Source organism: Gordonia effusa NBRC 100432, from assembly GCF_000241305.1.
Taxonomy (GTDB): Bacteria; Actinomycetota; Actinomycetes; order Mycobacteriales; family Mycobacteriaceae; genus Gordonia; species Gordonia effusa.
Window position 1 is genome coordinate 60,231 of sequence record NZ_BAEH01000054.1, and the last position, 22,926, is coordinate 83,156.

24 protein-coding genes are annotated in these 22,926 nt (G+C 62.5%); 11 read left to right on the top strand and 13 right to left on the bottom strand.

Annotated elements, in window-relative coordinates:
* The first annotated feature begins 87 nt into the window (after positions 1-87).
* Positions 88-1,005, top strand: coding sequence for a LysR family transcriptional regulator (locus tag GOEFS_RS22855; protein ID WP_007317784.1), 918 nt, complete (start codon positions 88-90; stop codon positions 1,003-1,005).
* On the opposite strand, the gene GOEFS_RS10015 is transcribed toward GOEFS_RS22855, so the two are convergent.
* From GOEFS_RS10015 to GOEFS_RS10030, 4 genes are all read right to left on the bottom strand, one after another.
* Positions 892-1,923 (bottom strand): hypothetical protein, encoded by a 1,032-nt coding sequence (locus GOEFS_RS10015; protein WP_007317785.1) that lies wholly within the window; start codon positions 1,921-1,923, stop codon positions 892-894. The two genes, GOEFS_RS22855 and GOEFS_RS10015, sit on opposite strands and share 114 nt — an antisense overlap.
* An 89-nt stretch (positions 1,924-2,012) precedes the next feature.
* Positions 2,013-2,780 (bottom strand): hypothetical protein, encoded by a 768-nt coding sequence (locus GOEFS_RS10020; RefSeq protein ID WP_007317786.1) that lies wholly within the window; start codon positions 2,778-2,780, stop codon positions 2,013-2,015.
* A 24-nt stretch (positions 2,781-2,804) separates the two neighbouring features.
* On the bottom strand, positions 2,805-3,554 hold the full coding sequence (locus GOEFS_RS10025; protein ID WP_007317787.1) for a 1-acyl-sn-glycerol-3-phosphate acyltransferase: 750 nt from the start codon (positions 3,552-3,554) through the stop codon (positions 2,805-2,807).
* A 250-nt stretch (positions 3,555-3,804) separates the two neighbouring features.
* On the bottom strand, positions 3,805-5,487 hold the full coding sequence (locus tag GOEFS_RS10030; protein WP_007317788.1) for an NAD(P)/FAD-dependent oxidoreductase: 1,683 nt from the start codon (positions 5,485-5,487) through the stop codon (positions 3,805-3,807).
* Between the two features lie 70 nt (positions 5,488-5,557).
* Between GOEFS_RS10030 and GOEFS_RS10035 the strand changes: the two genes are divergently transcribed.
* Entirely contained in the window at positions 5,558-6,142 is a 585-nt protein-coding gene (locus tag GOEFS_RS10035; protein ID WP_007317789.1) for a hypothetical protein, read from the top strand.
* 57 nt (positions 6,143-6,199) lie between these two features.
* Entirely contained in the window at positions 6,200-7,579 is a 1,380-nt protein-coding gene (locus GOEFS_RS10040) for an acyl-CoA synthetase (RefSeq protein WP_040524884.1), read from the top strand.
* Between the two features lie 14 nt (positions 7,580-7,593).
* Here GOEFS_RS10040 and GOEFS_RS10045 read toward each other — a convergent pair whose 3' ends face one another.
* The gene (locus tag GOEFS_RS10045) at positions 7,594-8,625 is read right to left on the bottom strand and encodes an LLM class F420-dependent oxidoreductase (RefSeq protein ID WP_007317791.1); all 1,032 of its coding nucleotides are present in this window, start codon (positions 8,623-8,625) and stop codon (positions 7,594-7,596) included.
* Positions 8,622-9,029: a nuclear transport factor 2 family protein gene (locus tag GOEFS_RS10050; RefSeq protein ID WP_007317792.1), complete on the bottom strand. Its 408-nt coding sequence runs from the start codon at positions 9,027-9,029 to the stop codon at positions 8,622-8,624. Before GOEFS_RS10050 ends, GOEFS_RS10045 begins: the two co-directional genes overlap by 4 nt.
* Positions 9,030-9,172: 143 nt before the next feature.
* Between GOEFS_RS10050 and GOEFS_RS10055 the strand changes: the two genes are divergently transcribed.
* Positions 9,173-10,042 carry an alpha/beta fold hydrolase gene (locus tag GOEFS_RS10055; RefSeq protein ID WP_007317793.1) on the top strand — a complete coding sequence of 290 codons (870 nt, stop codon included), beginning with the start codon at positions 9,173-9,175 and terminating at the stop codon, positions 10,040-10,042.
* Entirely contained in the window at positions 10,039-10,896 is an 858-nt protein-coding gene (locus GOEFS_RS10060; RefSeq protein WP_007317794.1) for an SDR family NAD(P)-dependent oxidoreductase, read from the top strand. Before GOEFS_RS10055 ends, GOEFS_RS10060 begins: the two co-directional genes overlap by 4 nt.
* On the opposite strand, the gene GOEFS_RS10065 is transcribed toward GOEFS_RS10060, so the two are convergent.
* Positions 10,874-12,289 carry a WS/DGAT/MGAT family O-acyltransferase gene (locus GOEFS_RS10065; RefSeq protein ID WP_007317795.1) on the bottom strand — a complete coding sequence of 472 codons (1,416 nt, stop codon included), beginning with the start codon at positions 12,287-12,289 and terminating at the stop codon, positions 10,874-10,876. The two genes, GOEFS_RS10060 and GOEFS_RS10065, sit on opposite strands and share 23 nt — an antisense overlap.
* A 51-nt stretch (positions 12,290-12,340) precedes the next feature.
* Complete coding sequence (locus tag GOEFS_RS10070) at positions 12,341-12,802, bottom strand: MarR family winged helix-turn-helix transcriptional regulator (protein ID WP_007317796.1); 462 nt, start codon at positions 12,800-12,802, stop codon at positions 12,341-12,343.
* A 64-nt stretch (positions 12,803-12,866) separates the two neighbouring features.
* On the opposite strand from GOEFS_RS10070, the gene GOEFS_RS10075 reads away from it, so the two are divergent.
* Positions 12,867-14,417, top strand: a complete 1,551-nt coding sequence (locus GOEFS_RS10075; RefSeq protein ID WP_083837287.1) for an MFS transporter — start codon at positions 12,867-12,869, stop codon at positions 14,415-14,417.
* 68 nt (positions 14,418-14,485) lie between these two features.
* Here GOEFS_RS10075 and GOEFS_RS10080 read toward each other — a convergent pair whose 3' ends face one another.
* Both GOEFS_RS10080 and GOEFS_RS10085 read right to left on the bottom strand, forming a co-directional pair.
* Entirely contained in the window at positions 14,486-14,947 is a 462-nt protein-coding gene (locus GOEFS_RS10080; protein ID WP_007317798.1) for a MarR family winged helix-turn-helix transcriptional regulator, read from the bottom strand.
* 72 nt (positions 14,948-15,019) lie between these two features.
* Positions 15,020-16,003: a GlxA family transcriptional regulator gene (locus GOEFS_RS10085; protein ID WP_007317799.1), complete on the bottom strand. Its 984-nt coding sequence runs from the start codon at positions 16,001-16,003 to the stop codon at positions 15,020-15,022.
* Between the two features lie 71 nt (positions 16,004-16,074).
* Here GOEFS_RS10085 and GOEFS_RS10090 point away from each other — a divergent pair, with 71 nt between their 5' ends.
* The gene (locus tag GOEFS_RS10090; RefSeq protein ID WP_007317800.1) at positions 16,075-17,325 is read left to right on the top strand and encodes an MFS transporter; all 1,251 of its coding nucleotides are present in this window, start codon (positions 16,075-16,077) and stop codon (positions 17,323-17,325) included.
* A 25-nt stretch (positions 17,326-17,350) separates the two neighbouring features.
* On the top strand, positions 17,351-18,643 hold the full coding sequence (locus GOEFS_RS10095) for an Nramp family divalent metal transporter (RefSeq protein WP_245549812.1): 1,293 nt from the start codon (positions 17,351-17,353) through the stop codon (positions 18,641-18,643).
* Here the strand turns inward: GOEFS_RS10095 and GOEFS_RS10100 are convergent.
* Positions 18,613-19,815, bottom strand: a complete 1,203-nt coding sequence (locus tag GOEFS_RS10100; protein WP_007317802.1) for an aminotransferase class I/II-fold pyridoxal phosphate-dependent enzyme — start codon at positions 19,813-19,815, stop codon at positions 18,613-18,615. The genes GOEFS_RS10095 and GOEFS_RS10100 overlap by 31 nt on opposite strands.
* 39 nt (positions 19,816-19,854) lie before the next feature.
* Between GOEFS_RS10100 and GOEFS_RS10105 the strand changes: the two genes are divergently transcribed.
* On the top strand, positions 19,855-20,604 hold the full coding sequence (locus tag GOEFS_RS10105) for a CPBP family intramembrane glutamic endopeptidase (RefSeq protein WP_007317803.1): 750 nt from the start codon (positions 19,855-19,857) through the stop codon (positions 20,602-20,604).
* 63 nt (positions 20,605-20,667) lie between these two features.
* On the top strand, positions 20,668-21,330 hold the full coding sequence (locus tag GOEFS_RS10110) for a hypothetical protein (protein ID WP_007317804.1): 663 nt from the start codon (positions 20,668-20,670) through the stop codon (positions 21,328-21,330).
* On the opposite strand, the gene GOEFS_RS10115 is transcribed toward GOEFS_RS10110, so the two are convergent.
* Positions 21,327-22,127 (bottom strand): adenylate/guanylate cyclase domain-containing protein, encoded by an 801-nt coding sequence (locus GOEFS_RS10115; RefSeq protein ID WP_007317805.1) that lies wholly within the window; start codon positions 22,125-22,127, stop codon positions 21,327-21,329. The genes GOEFS_RS10110 and GOEFS_RS10115 overlap by 4 nt on opposite strands.
* On the bottom strand, positions 22,127-22,468 hold the full coding sequence (locus tag GOEFS_RS10120; protein ID WP_040524867.1) for a hypothetical protein: 342 nt from the start codon (positions 22,466-22,468) through the stop codon (positions 22,127-22,129). Before GOEFS_RS10120 ends, GOEFS_RS10115 begins: the two co-directional genes overlap by 1 nt.
* 65 nt (positions 22,469-22,533) lie before the next feature.
* Between GOEFS_RS10120 and GOEFS_RS10125 the strand changes: the two genes are divergently transcribed.
* A complete protein-coding gene (locus GOEFS_RS10125) occupies positions 22,534-22,869 on the top strand; it encodes an RNA polymerase-binding protein RbpA (RefSeq protein ID WP_007317807.1) in 336 nt (111 codons plus the stop codon).
* Positions 22,870-22,926: the final 57 nt, after the last annotated feature.

Genomic DNA, 22,926 nt, shown 5'->3' on the forward strand with positions numbered 1-22,926 from the left:
CGCTGGCCCGCAGAAGACGTCTTCTGGATATGAGCCCATATCAGTTGTGCATACCTGGGGCATGCGGATCAGATATATCGTTGGTGAATGTCGTTGCGCTCGCTAGATCTTTCCGCATTGGAACTACTCGTCGGCGTCGACGACTACGGCAGCCTGAGTGCCGCCGCGCGCCATCTGCGGATGGCCCAGCCCAATGCGAGTCGTTCGGTCGCGCGACTGGAACGTCAGCTCGGTGTGCCACTATTAGCCCGCACGACGGCAGGATCAAAGCTCACTGCGCAGGGCACAATGATCGTGCACTGGGCGCGTCAGATCGTTTCCGATGCCGAGAATCTCCTCCGAGTGGCCGACGGCCTGCAGTCAAGCCGCGTCGCCGAGTTGACTGTCGCGGCATCATTGACCGTGGCCGAACATCTAATGCCCAGATGGCTCGGTGAGTTCCGCTCCGAACACCCCGACGTCACCATTCATCTACAAGTGCACAATTCCGCGGAAGTCTTCACCCGACTCCAGGCCGGCGAGTGCGACATCGGCTTTGTCGAGGCGCCAACTGTGTCAAAACCGTTGCACAGCACCACTGTTGCGCGCGACGAGCTGGTGGTCGTGGTTAGCCCAGACCATCGGCTCGCCCGACGGCGCCGACCTGTCGATGCCGCCGAGTTGGCGGCAACCCCGCTGTTGGTCCGCGAACCGGGGTCGGGTACCCGCACCACCCTCGACGTCGCGCTAAAGCCCTACAGGCGAGCCGACCCGCTACTGGAACTCGGCAGTAGCGCGGCGATTCGTACCGCCGTCGAATCAGGAATGGGGCCGGCGGTACTGAGCTCGTTGGCAGTCGCCGACCAGATAGCAGCCGGTTCGTTGCGGCTCATCACCGTCGACGGACTGGACCTACATCGATCTCTGCGTGCGGTGTGGCGTCCACCGCGACATCTCACCGGCATGGCTGGTGACCTGGTCCGACTCGCCCGTCGTGACGGCGCTGTGCACGGTGACACCCGATGACGGTGTCGCCGGCCACCACCAGATCAGCGCGCCGACCGCGAATGCGATAACCGTGCCCGCCGCGAGGAGGGTAAGCATGTCTGGGTGCACCAACGACTGGCCGCGCAATGCCTGCCAGAGGGTGATCGCCAGTAGTCCCGCATAGGCGGAACCGAAGACCGTGACGATCAGCGAACGCACCCGCTCATCGCGTAACACCGTAATTCGCGGCGAGAGTGCCGTCATCGCAATAGTCACGACTATCAACACCTGCATCCCGTGAATACCGAGAAAATGCGGTATCCGAAGGTCACCCGCGACGGTGCTCCAACCGGCGATCGGAATTCCCGGACCACCGTCCACGCCGCCAAAGGTATGCCGTGCGTTGAGTTCGACGAGACCGCCGTTAGCGTCGCGGGCGACCTGGGTACCGGCCCAACCGACCAGGTAGCCCAGACCCATCCCGATCACGCTAATCATCAACCCGGCTCGCATGGCGATCGTCGTTGCCCGGTCACCGACCTTCTGCCAGATGAGAATCCCGGAGATCGCGAGATTCGCGATGAAGAGCCCGGGAACACCGGACATGAATACGATCTGGCCGATGGAGTTGACCTGATCCTCCGCGGTATTGAAATGGCTGAAGGTTCCGCGAGACGCCTGTAGGACGATGAACCCCACGTCGATTATCGCCGTGATCGCGAACAGCAGCGCCAGCTTCTTTGTCCAGCGCTGCCCCCGATGTGGGTGGTATAGCAACCACGCCAAGGTAAACGAATACAAGGCGAAGGCGACCGCGAACTTGAGCGGCTTGGTCCACACATTGACGCCGAGCAGCATTCGATCGTCGAATACCATTGCAATTAAACAGAATACGGCAAGCATCACCATCGCGGAGGCGGTCGCGAGCAACGGTTTCTGGGCACGCAGTAGATCCATACCCCGACGCTAAGATGCCGGGGCGGCCGGCCACCTCCCCCTAGCGAACTGTATGCGGATAGTCCTTATGGGTGAAATCGTGCCAGCGGTCAGAAGCCGCCATCGAATCCGCCGCCATCAAAGCCGCCGCCATCGAACCCACCGCCGTCGAACCCACCGCCGTCGAACCCGCCGGCATCACCGACGTCGCCTCCTGCTCCGGCATCGTAGAACCCAGCGCCATAATCGTCACCGGCTGAAATCGATGGGTCGACGCCAGACATTCCGCCGAACAGCGAGCCGAACAATAGTGCCGAGCCGACGCCCCAAGCGCCGCCGATCAACGCGGGACGCCACCACGGCTCCGAATACCAGCCCGCGGGGACGCTGCGGCCCGCGACTCGACCGCCGGGATAGTAATTCGGTGTCTGCGCCGACGGATCGGGTGATGCGGTCAATTCTCGACCGTCGACGTCCACGCTGCGCTTCTCGGTCACCGCACCGGCCGCGCGCTGCCCGTCGAGTTCTGCGATCGGTGGTCCTGGGTCGATACCCATCGCGGTCCGTGCTGCGCGAACGTAGTAAAGCCCTTCCAACGCAGTCTGTTTCGCCAATCGGGCCTGCGCCGGGGTTGACGCCGAACCAATCGCGCCGCCTGCGGCGTTATGCCGCTCGGCCGCGTCGGCCAGCGCCTGCCGAGACGCATCGTCAGTACCCGTCAGACTGTAGACCTGGCCGCCGAGCCGTTCGATAACCTGGCGAGCGTCTGCCGTCGCATCTGCTAGATCCTGTTGTGTGCGAGCCTGACTCGTGCGGAGCCACCAGACGATCGCGCCGGCCGCGATCAAGATCAGAACGAGGATGAGAAGTATCTTCACACCACCACGCTACGCGCGAGAGGCTCAGACGGTCACCGAACTCCGACCCGCGCCGAGGTCGACGGTTGCTTGCAGATCGGCGGCGATATGACGGGTCACCGCCGCGGGGGTGCGAAGTCCGGCGTCGGACATGCGGACCGCCGTGTTGATTACTGACAGGGGCCGCGTCCCAACGCCGTCCACGTCACGATAGGTGATGCTGATGCTGAGCAGCCAGGGCGAAACACCCAATTTCGTTGCGCGCGTTGCTATATGCCCCACACCACTGCCCAACTTCTGAATGCGGGCCGGATCGTCCGGATTGCAGGTGCCCTCGGGGAAGACTGCCATATAGTCCCCCTGCGCCATCCGCTGCGCACAGATATCGATCATCCGTTGTCCGGCCGACATGGCAGCGCGAACCCCGTGGTCTTTCGAGCGAAAAACTGGGATTCCGCCGAGTGCGTCGATCTTCCGGCGCTGGTCGGGGTCCTCGAATAACTCGTCTTTGGCGAGCACCCGCATCCGGCCGACATGCGATCTCAATGGCGAGAGGATTCCGGTGGCCGCCAGGATGAACGGGTCGGTCTCTCGAACGTGATTGGCGCTGATGAGAATCGGATCGCCACTACGCAATGCCGATCGCAACACGTCGCGCGCCCCGTCGGCGTAGGTCACTTGCGGTTTATGCCGCCACGCGAGGATCCCGTACATCAGCCGGGCCTTTGCTATCGGCTGCTGATGCGCCAGGTAGAAGTCGTAGACCTCAGATGCCCGCTCCATCGTCACGTCCATGAAGCTACGGTAGCGTAACTTAGCCTGGCACGCAGCCGCCCGACTGCGGCCCTCGAGCCGGTCTCCGGGTCGGTACTCAAACCGGATCGTGCACTTCGTAGCGACCCTCCCGGCATCCACTAGTGATGAGACGAGAAGTTTCGTCCCCTTGAGGGCACTCGGAGGGCAATATGCCCTCGGAAGCTAGTGAGGGGGACGATATTTCGACCCGAAGGCCCATCAACGCCGCACTGACCCAACGTCGAGCGGGTTACGCCGGACGCAAATAGTCATGGACGAGCGGCACGACGCTGGCCCCCTCGCCGGTTGCCGCGGCGACCCGTTTCATCGATCCACCACGGATATCACCCGCGGCGAATACGCCGGGCAAGCTGGTCGCCAGACTTGCCGGTGGTAGGTCGCCAACCCAGCGTGCCTTGGCGACATCACGGCCCGTCAGGACGTAGCCGTTCTCGTCGCGGTCGACCTCCGGTGGCAGCCATTCGCAATTCGGGGCAGCGCCCAGCAACAGGAACAGCCCCCCGGCCGGGCAACGTTCGGTGGTTCCGGTAACCGAGTCACGCAATTCCAGCCATTCCAGACTTCCATTGCCACCGCCGTCGACGACCTCGCTTGAGCCGCGCACGGTAACCCGGGGATTGAATGCGATCTCCCCGATCAGATATTGCGACATCGTCTCGGTCAGATCCGCACGACGTACGACAATGGTGACCGAGCGTGCATAGCGGGCCAGATGCACTGCGGCCTGCCCGGCCGAGTTGCCGCCACCAACGACGAAGACGTCGCGCCCCTCCATCTCGCGGGCCGCGGTCATCGCGGCGCCGTAGTGCACGCCGACGCCGATCAGCTCCTCAAGAGCTGGGACGCCGAGTCGTCGATATGCCACACCGGTCGCGATCAACACCGCACGCGCGCAGACATCGCCGCCCTCGGTGACGATGCGATGAGGCTCGCCGTCGATGCCAGGTGTCAAGGTCGCAACCGGCCATCCGGTGGTGATCTGGGCTCCAAACCGAATTGCCTGATTGCGAGCGCGCTGAGCCAACCGCATCCCGGAAATACCGCGTGGGAAGCCGAGATAGTTGCGGATCATCGAACTCGTGCCGGCCTGTCCCCCAACGGCTTCGGATTCAACGACCACCGTCGAGAGCCCTTCGGATGCGGCGTACACCGCCGCGGCCAATCCCGCCGGGCCGGCCCCGACGATGGCGAGGTCGGCGATGGTATTGACCTCAATATCCGACGGACGACCGAACACCAGCGTCGACACATCCCGAACTGATTGCGGCGCAATGATTTTGGTGTCGATACTCGCGTCCTCCCGCAGCAGATGGACCAGCGGGAAGGTTGGCTCGCTGCCGAATTCCTCGATGGTTTCGCGGCCTTGTGGACTATCGGGTGTGTGGGTGCGATTGGGCATCCCCATCCGGTCGAGGAAGTCACGCACCGCCATGGTCAGTGGAGTCAGCGCGGGTGACACGATGCGCAGCACTTCGACTTCCGGTGGTCCGACCGTTGCACCCCAATCGGAGAGAAGTTCAGTGATCGCGTAGTGAAATTCCTCATCGCGCTTTCCCCGCGGGATGAGCAGAGTGACGTCGAATTTGCCCTTCTGCAGTGCTGGGCGAAGGGCGGGCGTATCTATCGAGAACCGGCTCCAGTGAATGCCGACGACACGTCGCGCGGTCGGTACGACACTTCGAAAGGCGGCAACCGCTTCGAGCAGGTTCATGTCGGGAAGCTGGGATTCGGTGACAATGAGTGCCACCGAATCGCCTTGACTACGAATGGAACTCAACAAAGTGATGGCTTCGATCGCCGAATGCACGCATTCCACCCGGTATTCGGCCTGATACCGACCGAACTGAACGTAGAGGTCATCGGCGTGATTGGCGGAAACCAGCACGATGGCGGGCGGGTTGTGTTGCGTCATCTAGATAGTGTCGCACCCGTTATGGGGCCAGCGCCGATCAACCGTCCGGTATCTCTGGCACCATCACTACATGGATGCCACCGGAGCTGTACGTCGCGTCAAACTATCCTCTGGCTATCGGATACTGACCGAGCGACGTGCCGGTCCCCTACCCGCGCGCCGGGCGTCCGCGCGTCTCTCGGCATATGTGTACGGCAATATCCTTGCGCTCGCCGCTGTCGTCATCGCGACACCTGCCGCCATCGTGGATGGCCACGCGGCGGCGGTCGTGATCGCGACCGGAATGACAACATATGTGGCACATGTCTTTTCCGAATTCGTCGCACAGGGCAGTATCCCCTCCGACGACACCCGCGAACTACCGCCAGCACGACGACGCGAACATGCGTTACAGGAGTTATCCGACGCGACGCCGATCGCTACGTCGGCGTCGTTGCCGGCGATCGCGCTGGCGCTCGGATGGCTCGACATTCTCCCGGCCAGCTGGGCTTTCCTCGCCGCCGGTGCGATCGTCATCTTCCGCATCGCAACGGTCCAGGTGGTTACCGAGCGAATCCGGGGCAACCCGCTTACACCACAGGTATTTGTCGCCGGTTTGGTGACGGCCGCTGTGGCCGCGCTCATCGTGGTGCTGAAAGTTCTCCTCACTCACTGAGCCGCACAGCTCGATCGTCGAATACGCCACTGTTACGCTCGCCTCATGGCTGAGCACATCTTGTTGTCGGCGTTGGTATCTGGGCCCGACCGTCCCGCTATCACGATCGGCGAGGCAACTCTGAGCCGGGCGGATCTGCTGGGCGCGGCCACCGCTGTTGCCGACCGGATCGCCGGAGCGCCCGTGGTGGCCGTCAGCGCAGAGGCGGAACTCTCGACAGTGATCTCCGTGGTCGGTTGCCTCCTCGCCGGCGTACCCGCCGTCCCCGTCGCACCTGACTCCGGGGCAACCGAACTCGCACATATTCTGCGCGACTCGAATGCCGCACTGTGGTTGGGCGCCGGTCGCGATGACGTGACGATTCCTGTTGTGCCCGTTGATATCACAGCACGATCGGGTCGTTCCTACGCCGAACCGCCGATGGATGCCACCGCCCTGATCATGTACACCTCCGGTACTACCGGGCCGCCCAAAGGCGTGGTGCAATCGCGCCGAGCGCTCGCCGCATCACTCGACGGTCTGGCGGACGCTTGGGACTGGACCGCCGACGACACCCTCGTACACGGCCTCCCGTTGTTTCACGTGCATGGACTGGTGCTCGGTGTACTGGGTGCACTGCGCGTGGGCTCGGAACTCATCCACACGGTCCGGCCAATTCCGCAGGCGTATGCGGCGGCGAACGGATCGTTGTATTTCGGCGTGCCGACCGTCTGGTCGCGGGTCGCCTCTGACGAGTCATCGGCGCGCGCGCTGAGCTCGGCCCGACTATTGGTATCGGGTAGCGCACCGCTACCTGTGCCGGTGTTCGACGCACTGAAGACACTCACCGGTTCGGCGCCAATCGAGCGCTACGGCATGACCGAAACCGTCATCACCATCAGTACGCGTTTCGACGGTGAGCGCCGTGCCGGCTGGGTCGGTTCACCGATCGCAGGGGTGATGACACGATTGCGCGCCGAGGACGGATCCCTCAGTTCTCACGACGGAGAGACCTTGGGGCGTTTAGAGATAGCCGGTCCGACGTTATTCGACGGCTACCTGAACAATCCTGCCAAGACAGCCGCCGAGATGACCGACGACGGTTGGTTCCGAACCGGCGACATCGCGGTCGTCGACGACGGCGGATTCCACAAGATCGTCGGACGTGAATCTGTCGACCTCATCAAGTCGGGCGGCTACCGAATAGGTGCGGGCGAGATCGAACACGTACTACTCGCACAACCCGGCGTTGCCGAGGTTGCTGTCGTGGGCGTACCCGACAATGACCTTGGCCAGCGCATCGTGGCCTACGTGGTCGGCGATATCACCAATTCCCAGTCGCTGATTGATGTAGTCGCGCAATCACTTTCGATACATAAGCGGCCACGCGAAGTACGTATCGTGGACTCGTTGCCCCGTAATGCGATGGGCAAGGTGCAGAAGAATGAGCTGATGTAGCGCTGGCCCGTCGGTTAGACCAAGGAAGCCAACCGCTCGATCTCTGCCGCGCTGCCCGGCGAAACCAGCATGGTGGTCACGCCAGCCGCCTCCCAGACCTTAATCTGCTCGCGAACGTAGTCGATGTCGCCGACGATGGCCGAATCATCAACCGCCTGGTCCGGAATGATTTGTGCCGCTTCGTCTTTGCGGTTGCTACGAAAGAGAGTTGTCACTTCGTCGACGACGTCGCTGTAGCCCATCCGGCGATAGACCTCGGCGTGGAAGTTAGTATCCTCGCTACCCATGCCGCCCATATAGAGGGCCAGGAATGGCTTGATCGCTGCCATCGCCGCCGCACGGTCGTCGGTGATGACGATCTGCGCGGTGGCGCAGATTTCGAAGTCTTCCCGGGAGCGTCGGGCGCCGGGCCGGGCAAAGCCCTCATCGAGCCATGCGTTGTAGGTGTCGGCCATACGTGGCGTGTAGAACAGTGGCAGCCAGCCGTCGGCGATCTCCGCGGTCAGGGCGACGTTCTTGGGGCCTTCGGCGCCGAGCATGATCGGGATATCGCGCCGTAGCGGATGCACAATCGGCTTGAGCGGCTTGCCAAGTCCGCTCGCGCCCTCACCGGTATACGGCAACGGGTAGTGCGGGCCGGCACTGGTCACGGGTGCCTCGCGGGCCCATACCTGACGCATGATGTCGATGTACTCGCGTGTCCGTGCCAGCGGCTTGGGGAACTTCTGTCCGTACCAACCTTCCACGACCTGTGGTCCGGAAACGCCGAGGCCGACTATATGGCGGCCACCCGAGAGATGGTCAAGTGTTAGCGCCGCCATGGCGCAGGCAGTTGGGGTACGCGCCGACAACTGGAGCACAGAAGTACCGAGCCGAAGACGAGTTGTCGATGATCCCCACCACGCCAGCGGCGTATAGGCATCCGATCCCCACGCTTCGGCGGTGAAGATCGCGTCAAACCCGGCGGTTTCGGCAGCGGCGACGAGTTCGGCGTGATCATGCGGCGGCTGCGCGCCCCAATAGCCAAGTTGCAGACCAAGTTTCATGACTCTTGTCCTACCAGAACCGTGGCGCGTTCCTTGATGGATTCGAACCGCGCACCCATCGCCGCGGCGAGTGCGGTCGCCCCCGATAACGGCCGGACCATGACCATCAGGTCATCAATCAGCCCGTCGTCATTGAGGTGGATGAAGTCGCATCCGGTGATCTTCTTGCCATCGACCGTTGCCTCGAACATCAGCGCGTGGTCGCGGTCGCCGTCATGGCCGAACTCGCGGATATAGCGGAAGTCTTCGAAGACCTGGATCACGGTTTCCAGGATCGCCTGGGTAATCGGCTTTCCTGGATACGGCGCGAATGCGACGGGACTGGTGAAGACGACGTCGTCGGCGAGCAGCGCGGCGATCGCTTCGATGTTTTCGGCTTCCACGGCTTGACGGAACGGATGCATGTGGTCTCCCTCACGTAGTCGGCATATGCACCTTAACACCTATACAACTTTATGACTATAGGTCGTGGAAAACGCCTGTGGCATAGTTGCATCAAAGTAGAACAAGTTCTAAATCGACCACAAGAGCGTGAGGGGTTGCCCGGATGCAGACATCACTCCCGGATGTCGAGATACCCACAGGCCAGATTGTGACTCTTCCGGGGCGTGGCACGACCTATGTCACTGACACCCCCGGTCCAACTCCCGATGCGCCCCCGATCGTGCTCCTGCACGGCCTGGCTACTACCGGGCTGCTCAACTGGTTTCCGAGTATCCCCGCCCTGGCGCAACGTTTTCGGGTCATCACGCTCGATCAACGCTTTCATGGGCAAGGCATTGTCTCGCCGCGGTTTTCGCTGCGCGACTGTGCCGACGATGCGGTAGCACTCCTCGACGTGCTGGGTGTTGAACAAGCGGTATTTGCCGGATACTCAATGGGTTCGCTTGTTGCTCAACGGGTTTGGCGCCAACATCCAGACCGGGTTGCCGGCCTGCTGATCTGCGCCGGCACGGATATCTTCCAGTCGAACCTGCGTGAGCGCTTCTTCCACCAGAGCTGGGGGGCGTCGATGACCGCGTTGCGTTCCTTGGCGATTTCTCGCATTCGTCCAGCGCAAGCCAATCCTGTCGATCCCGCCGCTGACATCCGGCGCTGGGCGCGGGGGGAACTCCGATCGACACGCGCCTGGGCTATCGGGCAGGCCGTGGCCGATATCGGCAAACATGATTCGCGGTCGTGGCTCGGGACGATTACTGCCCCCGCTGCAGTCGTTATTCCATTGCGTGACAAGGCGATTCCTCCGGATCGACAGTTCGCGATGGCCCGTCGGATACCAGGCGCGACCATCCACGAAGTCGACGGCGGACACGCGAGCTGCGTCCTGAACTCACAGGTATTCGTGCCGGCACTCCTCGAGGCGTCCAACACCGTGCTGGCCCGTTGGCAAGAGAACGCGGCGGCGACGTCGGCATGAATGGCACCAGAGTCGCGGTGGTCACTGGCGCGAGCCGCGGTGCGGGTAAGGGAATCGCACTGGCTCTCGGCGAGACGGGTGCGACCGTCTACGTCACCGGACGGAGCACCTCCGAGAGTGAGACATCTCTTCCCGGAACGGTTTCCGACACCGCTGATGAGGTCACTCGCCGCGGCGGCACAGGCATCCCAGTGGTGGTCGACCATTCCGATGACGATGCCGTGGAAGCTCTATTCGATCAGATCGGCGAGGATCACCGACGGCTCGACATCCTGGTCAATAATGCCATCGCACTGCCTGATTCGCTCACCAAGAAGGATCCGTTCTGGGCCAAACCGCTCGGAGAAACCAACCTCTTCGGCGTCGGCATGCGCTCGAGCTACGTCGCCTCCTATTTCGCCGCACCACTTCTGGTTGCCAATGGCTCCGGACTGATCGTGAATACATCGTCGTTCGGTGGGACGTGCTACATGCACGGCCCCGCCTATGGTGCGGGCAAGGCCGCGGTCGACAAGATGGCGCACGACATGGCCGTCGATTTCGCGCCGTTCGATGTCGCCGTCGTGTCACTGTGGATGGGTTTGCTCAAGACTGAGCGCACGCTGGCCGCCTTTGCCGCACATCCGGAAATGTACGAGGGAATGGCAGCGGCCGCCGAGTCGGTCGAATTCCCCGGCCGAATCATCGCGGCACTCGCGGACGATCCTGAACTTATGAAACGTAGTGGTGAGATTCTGATCGGCGCCGAAGTGGCGCTCGACCTCGGCGTCGTCGATTTCGACGGGCGGCAACCGCCGTCACATCGCCAATTCCTCGGCGACCCAACAACTTTCAGCTCGGCTGTGGTGCGGTAGTCGCCTCGACCAGGCGCGCCAATTCGGCTGGGAAGTGTGCAACCATCCGCTCGGGATGGCGCACGCTCTCCTTGCAGGCAATGATCCCGACATGCACCACACCGTTGTTGGAGAGCACGGTGATATTGAGCCCCGCACCGTGAAAGACCGGGCCGAGCGGGTGAAGTCCGGTGATCTGCGCGCCCATGAAGTACAGCGGAACCGGCGGTCCGGGCACATTGGAGATGACCAGGTTGTGGACCACCGGATGCTTTTCGGCCAGACGGAGTCCGGCGTATGCGCGCACGGCTAGACCGAAAGTGCGTGGCGCGGCGAATTCGGCCCAATCCTGCAGTGTGTCCGCGGAGATGGCCTTGTGATGCTCCTTGGCATTGCGATTGGCGTCGGTCATCGCCTGTAGGCGTTCCAACGGATCGGCGATATCAGTCCCGAGGCGAGCGAATAGCGCCGACACCTTATTCGCGCCGCCTTCGCGCTTCGACTCTTCGCGGACCGACACCGGCACCGAGGCAAGCAGCGGGGCGTCCGGCAACTCACCACGATCATTGAGATAGGCGCGCAACGCACCGCCCGCGATGGAGAGGACGATGTCGTTGACGGTCGCACCCGTCGCCGCGCGTACAGCCTTTATGTCGTCAAGTGACATATCCGCCAACGCTATTGAGCGGTGTCCGGTAATCGTGCCGTTGAACGACGTCCGTGGTGCGGTGAAGGGTGGCGCCATGGCCGTGCCCTTTCGAGCGCGTCCAATCGTGTCGGCGATCAGCCCCACCGACGGAACAACCATCCGCGGAATCGCGAGTGGCTGTGCCAGCGTGCTGATCACGCCCCGCCCGAAAAGTTCCAGGCTGCCGGGTTTGCGAGCAGGCCGCTGCGGCGACTCCGGCGCCAACGGTGGCGCATCGGGTTCGAGGCTGCAGAGGTGCGAAATGAGATTGGATCCCGAAGCTCCGTCGACCGTCGCATGATGCATCTTGGAGAACACCACCACCTTGGGGTCACCGCTGCCGTCTTGGTACCCCTCGATGACAACCATCTCCCACAATGGACGACCGCGGTCCATCGGGAGCCCGGCGAGGTGACCGCAGATCTCCATCAATTCATCATGGCCGGCGGGCGCGGGCAATGCCATCCGGTGTAAATGATGATCGATGTCGAAATGGTCGTCGTGTACCCAGACAGGGTGGGCGAGGTCGAGCGGAACGCGGCGGATCTTTCTAGTGAACTGCGCGACTTTTCGCACGCGGGCATCCAGGGTCTCGCGAACCGACGCGAATGAGTAACCATCGGGCATTGTTGACGGATCGAGGATCAATACCCCGCATACATGCATCAACTGCTCGGGGGTCTCGAGGTAGAGAAAACTCGCGTCCAGCCCACTCAATCGGTCCATGAGCAGACAGGATACCGCAAAACTGTAACGTGTTCTAGTTTTGCGTCTGGGCTATTCGGTGTCGTCGTCGACCGCGCGGTCGTAGGCGTCGTTGTAGGCGCGCAACTCTGTCAGCAAGGCCTGTGGCGTTCCCGGGCTTAGGTCTCCGAAGACACGATTCAGCCGGTCCACCCGCAGCATTCCGTCGTGGTGAAAGGCCTGTTGGCCAGCGGTCGTCGGGCGGATCAGCCGACTTACCTGGCCGGCCACTTCGAAACGTTCCAGAAAGCCGTGTTTTATCGCGGCATTGACCTGGCGGTTGATGGTGGACTGTTCAAGCTCGAGTTCGACCGACAACTCGCGAAGCGTACGTGCGCGGCCATCGGACAGGGTCAACAGAATCGCGAATGCCGACCCGTCGAGTTGCGCGCCGACGTACTGACTTGTCTTCCGGCGCGCCAGCCGACGGAACTCGGCGACGATATCCGCGTACAGCGGAGACGGCCAGACATCCGCTTCGTCGACCACCGGCATCACATCCTTCCCTGTCTTCTGACGAACAAACCCTAATACGGCAACTTGCTTATGTAGCGTACATATGTACTATACATATTCGTTGATTCTCACATCTTTAGGAGGTGCCACGGTGAGTGCTGACCTGTCGAAGACCGCGCACGCGGACGATGACTCCGACCAATCCACCGCCAAGGCGATCTGGATTGTCGTGACGCTCTGCGTCGGCGGTCTTGTCGCGTCGTTGATGCAAACGTTGATCATCCCGATTCAGCCCGAGTTGCCCAGACTGCTGGGCACCAGCAGCTCTAACGCGTCCTGGGTGATCACCGCGACACTGCTCGCCGCAGCGGTTGCCATGCCGGTAGCCGGTCGTCTCGGTGACATGTTCGGCAAACAGCGCATCCTGCTGATCAGCGCCGGGCTCCTTGTCGTCGGATCGCTGATCTGTGCTATCGGTTCAGGTCTGCTGCCGATGATCATCGGTCGCGCAGTGCAGGGCCTGGCAATGGGCTTCGTACCACTCGGCATCAGCCTCATGCGCGAAGTCACGCCTCCACATATGACCTCAATGGCCGTCGCGGCGATGAGCGCGACCCTGGGTGTCGGCGGTGCCGTTGGCCTGCCGCTGTCGGCTTGGGTTGCGCAGCAATGGGATTGGCATGCCTTGTTCTGGATGTCCGCGGTGCTCGCAGTGGTGATCACCGCGCTTGTCGCTGTTGTCGTCCCCCGCGTCGACGACGCGGTCGGCGGCAATTTCGACGCAATCGGCGCGATTTTGCTCGGTGTTGGCCTCGTCGCCGCACTGATCGCGGTCAGCAAAGGCAACGACTGGGGCTGGGGCGAACCGACAACGCTGGGCCTGCTGATCGGCGGCCTCGCAGTGTTGGTGATTTTCGGGCTCTACGAACTGCGTCAGACCGATCCGCTGGTAGACCTTCGCACCACCGCGCGTCCGGCCGTGCTGCTGACCAATATCGCCGCGATTGCTATCGGCTTTGGCATGATGGCGCAGTCAATCGTCATTCCGCAGTTGCTCGAACTACCTACTGCCACCGGCTACGGATTGGGTCAGAGCTTGCTCGCGGCGGGCCTGTGGATGGCTCCCGGTGGTCTGATGATGCTGCTATTCGCGCCGGTCTCGGGTGGGATGATCAACCGTTTCGGCGCGAAGCCGACCTTGGCGCTCGGCGCTACCGTGCTTGGCGTCGGCTACCTCGCCGCCCTGCTCCTGATGAACGCACCATGGCAGTTGTTAGTCGCCTCGATCATCGGATGCGCCGGTGTGGGCATTGGTTATGCCGCGATGCCGACGCTAATCATGGACGCGACACCGATCGAAGAAGCCGGTGCCGCAGTCGGACTCAATGGCTTGATGAGGTCGGTCGGCACCACCACGGCTTCGGCGGTCATGGCGATGGTCCTGACATCGTCGACCATCGATCTGGGTGGCCACGCTGTACCGGCGGAATCCACCTTCCATCTGTGCTTCCTGATCGGTGCGATCGCCGCGTTCGTCGGCGCGGCGATCACCCTGTTCATTCCGGTCGCCAAGCGCAGTCGCACCAAACCAATTGGTTTCAGTTCCGAGGTGACGTCACCACATCTCGATACACCGGCGGCCTCGCAAGCCTAGGCGACGGCACTCGCTGACTTGCAGCATCATCAGGCCGAGCCGGGTGTTTCGAGACCGCGCACCTAACTTCAGTCGATCTGATGCTCGTTGTCCACCGCGGCGATCACCTTGGCGGACAACGAGATCAGCGCGGCGGCTTCCGGTTCGGTCAACTGTTCAGCAAAGATGCGGCGGATCAGCGCGGCATGTTTGGGAGCCGCGCCGTCCAGTGTCGAGCGCCCCCGCGTGGATAGGGTGACCACGATCCCCCGGGCGTCGTCGGGTGCCTGTGCCCTGGTCAGTAAGCCCCGCTTATCCATCCGGGCGAGTTGGCGTGACAGGCGAGCCTTGTGCCAATTCATCGCGCGTGCAAGGTCTTTGGCCCGCATGCTGCCGTCGGATTGGGCAGACAGACTCGCCAAGACTTCGTAATCCGCACCGGACAGCCCGTCGCGCTCGAGTCCGAACGCGATCTCCCCCTCGACTTTCATCCGCATCTGCACATACGCCAACCAGGCCTGCATGCTCCGCTCATCGAGCCATTCGCTCATAGCTCTACCCTAAGCCCGACGTAGGTTGTCACGGTAACCAACCCCTTCGAGTTACCCGTTCGCGGGTCGACGTCAGCTCGCTTCCACACTGCCGCGAAACCGGCGTCGATATTCGAGTGGCGCGACACCGACTGCTCGGCGCAGATGTGCGCGAAGGTTAGTGCCGGTCCCCAATCCGACCCGTGCTGCGATGATGTCGACCGCGAGATCGGTCGACTCCAAGAACGCCAGTGCGGCATTGATACGTTGCGCCGCAAGCCAATCGCCCGGTGACTCACCGGTCTCGGCCCGGAACCGTCGAGCGAAGGTCCGCTCGCTCATATGTGCTCGCCGAGCCATCTGCGTCACCGTCATCGGCTCAGCGAGATTATCCGAAAGCCATTGGCGCAGCGGCGTGGTCGACTGCCCAACGTCGTCGGGAACGGGCCGCTCGATGAACTGGGCCTGGCCGCCATCACGCCACGGTGGCACCACCGCGTAACGCGCGACCTGGTTGGCGACCCGCGATCCGTGATCGCGCCGAATCATGTGCAGGCACAGATCAATTCCCGCCGACAATCCCGCCGACGACAGCACATCTCCGTCGTCGACGAAGAGCACCTTCTCGTCAACGGCGACGGCCGGAAACATCGCGGCGAATTCACGCGCCGCCTGCCAGTGCGTGGTAGCTGGCCGCCCGTCGAATACACCTGCCGCGGCGAGCGCGAAGGCGCCCGTGCAGATCGACGCGAATCGTGTTTCCGGGGAACGCCTTTCGAGGGCGGTGACGACATCGGCCGGAAGTTCCCCGTCTCGTCGAACCGTATGATGGCGCGTGCCGGGAACGATTACGGTATCGGCCTCGTCGAGTAGTCGCAGATCGCCGTGCACACCAATGGTGTAGCCATGTGTCGACGCGACCGGCTGTCCATCTATCGAGCACAGTCGCACGTCATAGAGTGTGCGGCCGTGATCGTCAACGGCCGCACCGAAAGTCATCGGCGGGATCGTGGCGTCAAAGCCGATGACCGGCGCGAGTAGCAGGACGACGACTCGGTGCGGCTGTGATTCCAACATGGCAGGATTCTTTCAGATATTGGCAGTTCTGCCAATGCCGCTGGGGTCGCGGGCCTGAGATTCTTTACCGCATGCCTCGACTCCATTACGCCTGGATCGTTTTCGGCGCCGCATTCGTCACGCTGCTGGCGGCCGCCGCCTTCCGATCCGCACCCGGTGTCATGATGACTCCCCTGCACCACGAATTCGGTTGGTCACACGGCGTTATCGGACTCGCGATGTCGATCAACATGCTGCTCTTTGGCCTGATTTCGCCATTCGCCGCGGCGCTGATGGATCGCTGGGGTGTGCGGCCCGTGGTCGGGGCGGCATTGGTGCTGATCGCGGTCGGCACAGCAACATCGACAACAATGACGGCATCGTGGCAATTGGTGCTGCTGTGGGGTGTCCTCGTCGGCGCGGGCGCGGGGTGTTTGTCGACCGCGTTCGTCGCCACTGTCGCCACTCGATGGTTCGTGGCCCGTCGAGGACTGGTCACCGGCATCCTCACCGCGGCCAGTGCGACCGGCCAGCTCATCTTCCTCCCGCTGGTCGCAGCAGTCACGACCGCTCACGGTTGGCGCGTGGCCTCGTTGATCATCACCGCTGCCACCGTGATCGTCATTCCCATCGCGATCGCCGGACTACGCAATTGGCCGTCCGATGTCGGAATGCCGCCCTTCGGCGCGAGTGATGTCGATCCGCACGAACGCGACGGTGGCGTGCCTGATGCCCTAGCCGGTCTGCGCCTCGGAGTTCGATCGCGCGTATTCTGGCTGCTCGCAATAAGTTTCGCGATCTGTGGCGCCACGACCAATGGCCTGTTGCAGACCCACTTCATTCCGGCCGCCGGCGACCACGGAATGCCCGCGACGACCGCTGCGAGCCTGCTAGCCGTCGTCGGAGTATTCGATGTCGGTGGCACGATCATCTCCGGTTGGCTCACCGATCGCTACGATCCCCGGCTACTGCTCGTGGTGTACTACGTTGGACGCGGCGCTTCGCTAGCGGTGCTCCCGGCCTTGCTCTCCCCGCAGGCCACGGCGGGAACAGCGGTATTCATCATCTTCTACGGTTTGGACTGGGTAGCGACCGTGCCGCCCACCATCGCACTGTGCCGCGATATTTTCGGTAATTCGACGCCGGTCGTCTTCGGCTGGATCTTCGCTTTTCACCAGCTAGGCGCCGCGATAGCCGCGGTCGGCGCGGGCTTCCTGCGGGACCTGACCGGTTCCTACACCTCGACATTCTTCGCCGCCGCGGGCCTGTGTGTGATCGCCGCCTTGCTCTGCGGAGCGATTCCCCGGCGAGCTCAAGTTCGGGTACCCGAACTAATGAGTTAGTATTACCGCCACCAAGGTCCGAAGGGTGGTGAAGTGGGTGGCGGTAATCCGCGATCAGCAGCGTGAAACACACTCGGTCAGCGAGTTGCAGACCAGAGGACGCTGGCGCGTGGTCGCCACGCTATTCGGTCCAGCCTTCGTCGCTTCGGTCGCCTATATCGACCCGGGCAACTTCGCCACGAATTTCGCGGCCGGCTCGGGACACGGCTACCAACTGGTCTGGGTGATCGTGATGGCCAATCTGATGGCCATCGTTGTGCAGTACCTGTCGTCCAAGGTGGGGCTGGCAACCGGTAAGTCGCTGCCCGAACTGTGCCGCGACAATTACTCGCGCCGCACGAACGTCATGCTGTGGCTGCAAGCCGAGGTGGTCGCGATGGCTACTGATCTCGCCGAATTCATCGGTGCCGCGATCGGCCTCTACCTGGTCTTCGGCATACCGCTACTACCCGCGGGAATCATCACCGCCGCCGTGGCTTTCACGATTCTCGCTCTCGAACAACGTGGATATCGGAAATTCGAACTGGCGATCATCGCGATGCTCGCCTTCGTCGGAGCAGGTTTTATCTACGTGTTCTTCGCCGCCGGGAAGCAGGATTACCGAGCCCTGATCGGTGGGCTGATCCCCGACTTGGGTGGAAACGGAGCGGCCGCGCTGACCGTCGGAATTGTGGGCGCCACCGTCATGCCACATGTCGTGTATCTGCATTCGGCGTTGCAGCGCAACCGTATTCGCGCGGATAGCGCTTCCGAACGACAAACCCTACTGCGCTACAACAAGTGGGACTGCATTGTCGGTCTGGGACTGGCCGGCGTTGTGAATCTGTCGATGCTGTGCATCGCTGCCGCGCTATTTCACTCGGCGGGGATGACCGACGTCAGCGATCTCGACGAAGTTCACGCACAACTCGCGGCCATGGTCGGCGGCGGCGCGGCTCTCGCATTCGCTATCGCACTGATGGCGTCGGGACTCTCCTCGGCGAGTGTCGGCACCCAGGCAGGGCAGGTGGTGATGGCCGGCTTCATGAACTGGCGGCTACCGCTATTCCTGCGCCGAGCGATCACTATGGCTCCGGCGCTCATCGTTCTCGCAGTCGGCGTCAATGCCAGTGAGGCCCTTGTCTTTTCGCAGATAGTCCTATCCTTCGGAATCCCATTCGCGTTGATACCGCTACTGCTGCTCACTCGTCAACGCTCGGTCATGGGCGAGATGGTCAATCGACGGGGCACGACAATCGCGATGACCGCGATCACCGTGGTAATCACCGGTCTGAATCTCTACCTGCTCTACGACGTCGGCGCGGGACTCCTCGGCTGATCGCGAACGAATACCGCCAGCCGCTTCAATCCGGCGACGAGGTCAGCCGTTCCGATCGCGTAGGACAGTCGAACGAAGTCGTCGGCACGATGGTTACCAAAGTCATGTCCCGGCGTCAGGGCGACAAGAGCCTGCTCCAGCGCCTTCTCGCAGAATTCCCACGAGGTCATACCTGTCGCAGCGATGTCGACGTAGACGTAGAACGCACCGTCCGGCGCTACCGGAACATCCAACCCCATCTCCGAAAGCTCTTGCAGCACAATTTCTTTACGCGCGACAATCTGGCGGCGACGTTCGGTCGCGATCGCCAGCGTCTCGGGCTGGAAACAGGTCAGCGCCGCGTACTGGGTGGGCGTTGACGGGCAGATGTAGTAGTTCTGCGCCAGCTTCTCCATCACCGGCACCAAAGCCTCCGGCACGACACACCAGCCCAGCCGCCAGCCGGTCAGACCGAATACCTTGGAGAAACTGTTGACGACGATGGCGTCGTCGTCGAGTGCGAGTACGCTGCGCGCGCCATCGTCGTCATGGGTCAGACCAAGGTAGATCTCATCGACGATCCGCCAGCCATCGCGGCCTACGACGAACTCGCAGATCGCGGCCAATTCCGTTGTGCTCAAGGAGGTTCCGGTCGGATTCGACGGTGACGCGAGCATCACGCCACGAGTGTGCTCGTCCCACGCTTCCGCAACCGACGCCGCATCGAGTTGAAAACGGGTGGCGGCCGACGTCGGCACCAGGGCGACGTCGGCGCCGAAACTCTCGGCGAACTGCCTATTGCACGGATAGGATGGGTCGGCGACCAGAACACGATCACCCGGGTCTATTAACGCTGCCGCGCAAAGCAACAGCGCTGCCGACGCACCGGCCGTCACGCATACCCGTCGCGGATCGATCTCCAGGTCATCGAGTGTGCGATAGCTCTGGGCGATTGCCGTACGAAGTTCGGCTATCCCAACCGACGGGGTGTATGTCATCGGGCGACCGTCGGCGAGATCGACTATCGCGTCCAGAAAGGCGGGCGGCGCGCCGAAATCCGGTTCGCCGATATTCAACCGAGTCACGTGCACACCCGATGCCTCAAGTGCGTCGGCATGTTTGGCGAACTCCATCGCCTGGAATGGAGCGACGCGCTTGGCGCGCCCCGAGATACGAAATTGCTTGCTGCTCACCGACATCAACTTACGCGCCACATCGCGTAGTCTGGCCCGGTGTCGGATCTAGGTGCGCGGATATCGCACGCGGTACACGCGTTCGCCGAACACCGTCGTGGATTGGCACTGGTTATCGCTGTCGTCGCAACACTCATCGCCGCTAACCTGCTCGCCCATTTCACCTCTTCGCTCGCGGCGGTCATCGTGGTCCCGATCGCTGCCGCTCTACTGCTCGTCGGCGGCGCACTGGCCGGATTGAATTGGTACGACCTAGGTTTGACGCCTCGGCAGCTACGCGTGGGTGCGCCGTGGGCCGCCGCGGCAATCGCTGTCGTCGCGGTGATCGTCGGTGTCGCCGTCGCAATCCCCTGGTTCCGGCAGTTCTTCGTCACCGACCGCTACAGTTCACCGTCCGACGCTCTCTTCGCGGCATTCGTCACCATTCCGCTCGTAACGGTCCTTCCCGAAGAGATCGCGTTCCGGGGCGTACTGCAGGGTGCCGCACTCAAAGTATTTCCGCGCACCATCGGCATCGTGTTCGGCGCGCTACTGTTCGGACTGTGGCATATCGCCTCGTCGCTGGGATTGACCGGCGGCAACAAGGGACTGAGCGGAATTCTCGGCGCCGGAACCTTCGGCCAGATCGCCGGCATCGTCGGCGCGGTGGTCTCCACTACTGCTGCCGGTTTAGTGTTCGGCTGGCTCCGCTACCGCAGCAGCAGTCTGCTGGCACCGATCGCGGCACATTGGGCGCTCAACGCAACCGGAGCACTCGCCGCCGCAGCGGTCTTCCATCTATCGAATTGAGTGACCTATCGACATCGGTCCTCAATCGGGCGAAATCGGGCGCGGAGTGCATAGACTCGCTGTATGAGTCCCGACAGTCTGAGTCCCGACAACTATGGCGACCAGTCCGAGTTCACCACCAATCCACAGCTTGACGTCGACGCACCACCACCGCCAGCCGGTGAATCATTCGGCGACAAAGTAAATCGGTTCGCCCGCAAATTCGCGATCATCCTCGTCGCGATCGGTTTAGCGGTCATCACCTATTTCATCCTCGCCAACTTCCTGCCGCAATGGTGGGCGCAGCGCATCGCCAATCGAGTCGAAGGCAAGTTCAGCAGCGGCATCTGGTCGGGGCTGACACTCGGATTCATCTGCACACTGCTGCCGATCGTGTTTGTCGCTCTAGCGGTGGTGAATCGCAAGAGGCTAAAGAACATTCCGTCGATCGGATTCGTCGTCCTAGCCGTTATCACCGCGATTCCCAATCTGCTGACGCTGTCAATCGTGGTGGGCCGCAGCAGTGGCGCAATGCGCGGACAGAACATTCTCGATATCAGCGCCCCTGGTTTCCGCGGCGCCGGCATATGGGGAGCTATCATCGCGGCGCTTGTCGGCGCCATCGTCTGCTACTACATCTGGCGCTTCCGACGTCGGGGACGTGACCTGCGCAAGGCGAAAGCCACCAATGCCGAACTGACTGCGGCGCAACAGGACTCCGATAGTGGCCACGATCCACGGCGCTAGTATTTAGGCACCACCGAGAACACCTGAAGTTCCTTCGGTACACCTTTCGCCCGGAACCGCCTACGGCGAGTGGCGAATGCCTCGGGATCACATTGCTCCAGCGCCCGGTCGCTGGCGAACACCTCACCGGGGCCGGCCGCAGAGGACACACGCGCGGCGATATTCACATCGACGCCGAGGAAGTCATCGCCGACGGCCCGTGGTGCGCCAGTATGCACGCCGGCACGCAGCTGCGGGCGGTAGCCGTCGATGCTGATGGCGTTGACCGCGATGATCGTCTCGTGTGCTGCGGTAATGGCTTCGCCCGCGTCGACGAAGACCGCCATCGTGCCGTCGCCGAGACCCTTGACGATTTGACCGCCCCTGCTTTTCACCACTTCGGCGGTCGCGGTGTTGACCGCCGCAAGAAGTTTCAACACGTGATCGTCGCCGGCGCCCAGTGCCCAGGTGGAGAAGGCGACCAAGTCGGTGAACAGGATCGTCGTGGGGACCGGCCGATTACCGCGGGGTCGGCGTCGAGTGAGGTTCTGCCATACCTCGACCGAGGCCAGGCCCAATTCTCTTACCGCGCTTGGCTGTTCATGATTCGCCTGGTCGATCAGGCGGGCCAGCCGGTCGGACGGACGCTCGGCCCGCCCCACCGCCGGCGGTGATCCCGCCATTACGGTGCGCGCCGCCCGCGCGAATTTCACCGCGGGTTCGCTCGAGTCGGTGCGCGCCAACAACTCCGCGGCCCGACGTCGGGCCGATGGCCGCGGAGTGTCATCCTCCGGTGCCGGTACGGGGCTATCGGACATCAACGGAACCTCTCCGCTTGTGTTGCACGCTTCAGTACATCATCGCGCAGTGACTCGACGACGGAGGCGGCCGCGCCCTCGCTTACCGCGGTTGCCAGATCCTCGGCCGCACACCGCAGCTCGAACAACCGATCCCGGAAACTCTCTACCTCGTCCGCTGCGAGGATTACCGCATCATCGGGAATGGAAGTGCCCTCGGTGAGCGTTCTCTGTTCGTAGGCGCGCTGGCGGCACGACTGTTTGCAGTATTTGCGCCGACGTCCACGGTCGGAGTCGACTATCTGTTGGCCGCACCACGCGCACGCGTACGGGCGTCGACGCCCCACCACAACACTGGTCACACGGTTGAGAATACAAGCGCGTAGGATATTGAGGTTAACGCGCAAGCGATTTGAGAGGAATTTTCATGGCAGATCGAGTTCTTCGAGGTAGCCGACTCGGCGCGGTGAGCTACGAGACCGATCGAGATCACGATCTTGCGCCTCGGCGCATCGTTCAATACAAGACCGACAACGGCGAGATCTTTGACGTACCCTTCGCCGACGACGCTGAAGTTCCCTCGAAATGGCCGTGCAAGAACGGCATGGAGGGCACCATCCTCGAAGGCGGCGTCACCGAGGAGAAGAAGGTCAAGCCCCCTCGTACGCACTGGGACATGCTTCTCGAGCGTCGTTCGGAAGAGGAGCTCGAAGTATTGCTCAATGAGCGGCTGGACATCCTCAAGCAGCGACGCCGCGGCTAAGAGCGTCTGACTAGCGAAATCCGCCCCCGACCTTGAGGTCGGGGGCGGATTTTCGTC

Excerpts from the sequence above, each read along its gene's own strand:
- GOEFS_RS10110 (WP_007317804.1), top strand. The coding sequence starts at position 20,668 with ATGAGTCCCGACAGTCTGAGTCCCGACAACTATGGCGACCAGTCCGAG.
- GOEFS_RS10025 (WP_007317787.1), bottom strand. The coding sequence starts at position 3,554 with ATGGACGTGACGATGGAGCGGGCATCTGAGGTCTACGACTTCTACCTG.
- GOEFS_RS10065 (WP_007317795.1), bottom strand. The coding sequence starts at position 12,289 with ATGGACCGATTGAGTGGGCTGGACGCGAGTTTTCTCTACCTCGAGACC.
- GOEFS_RS10055 (WP_007317793.1), top strand. The coding sequence starts at position 9,173 with ATGCAGACATCACTCCCGGATGTCGAGATACCCACAGGCCAGATTGTG.
- GOEFS_RS10050 (WP_007317792.1), bottom strand. The coding sequence starts at position 9,029 with ATGCATCCGTTCCGTCAAGCCGTGGAAGCCGAAAACATCGAAGCGATC.
- GOEFS_RS10015 (WP_007317785.1), bottom strand. The coding sequence starts at position 1,923 with ATGGATCTACTGCGTGCCCAGAAACCGTTGCTCGCGACCGCCTCCGCG.
- GOEFS_RS10030 (WP_007317788.1), bottom strand. The coding sequence starts at position 5,487 with ATGACGCAACACAACCCGCCCGCCATCGTGCTGGTTTCCGCCAATCAC.
- GOEFS_RS10035 (WP_007317789.1), top strand. The coding sequence starts at position 5,558 with ATGGATGCCACCGGAGCTGTACGTCGCGTCAAACTATCCTCTGGCTAT.
- GOEFS_RS10070 (WP_007317796.1), bottom strand. The coding sequence starts at position 12,802 with ATGCCGGTGGTCGACGAAGCGGATGTCTGGCCGTCTCCGCTGTACGCG.
- GOEFS_RS10045 (WP_007317791.1), bottom strand. The coding sequence starts at position 8,625 with ATGAAACTTGGTCTGCAACTTGGCTATTGGGGCGCGCAGCCGCCGCAT.
- GOEFS_RS10080 (WP_007317798.1), bottom strand. The coding sequence starts at position 14,947 with ATGAGCGAATGGCTCGATGAGCGGAGCATGCAGGCCTGGTTGGCGTAT.
- GOEFS_RS10075 (WP_083837287.1), top strand. The coding sequence starts at position 12,867 with ATGTACTATACATATTCGTTGATTCTCACATCTTTAGGAGGTGCCACG.
- GOEFS_RS10060 (WP_007317794.1), top strand. The coding sequence starts at position 10,039 with ATGAATGGCACCAGAGTCGCGGTGGTCACTGGCGCGAGCCGCGGTGCG.
- GOEFS_RS10085 (WP_007317799.1), bottom strand. The coding sequence starts at position 16,003 with ATGTTGGAATCACAGCCGCACCGAGTCGTCGTCCTGCTACTCGCGCCG.
- GOEFS_RS22855 (WP_007317784.1), top strand. The coding sequence starts at position 88 with ATGTCGTTGCGCTCGCTAGATCTTTCCGCATTGGAACTACTCGTCGGC.
- GOEFS_RS10125 (WP_007317807.1), top strand. The coding sequence starts at position 22,534 with ATGGCAGATCGAGTTCTTCGAGGTAGCCGACTCGGCGCGGTGAGCTAC.
- GOEFS_RS10115 (WP_007317805.1), bottom strand. The coding sequence starts at position 22,127 with ATGTCCGATAGCCCCGTACCGGCACCGGAGGATGACACTCCGCGGCCA.
- GOEFS_RS10090 (WP_007317800.1), top strand. The coding sequence starts at position 16,075 with ATGCCTCGACTCCATTACGCCTGGATCGTTTTCGGCGCCGCATTCGTC.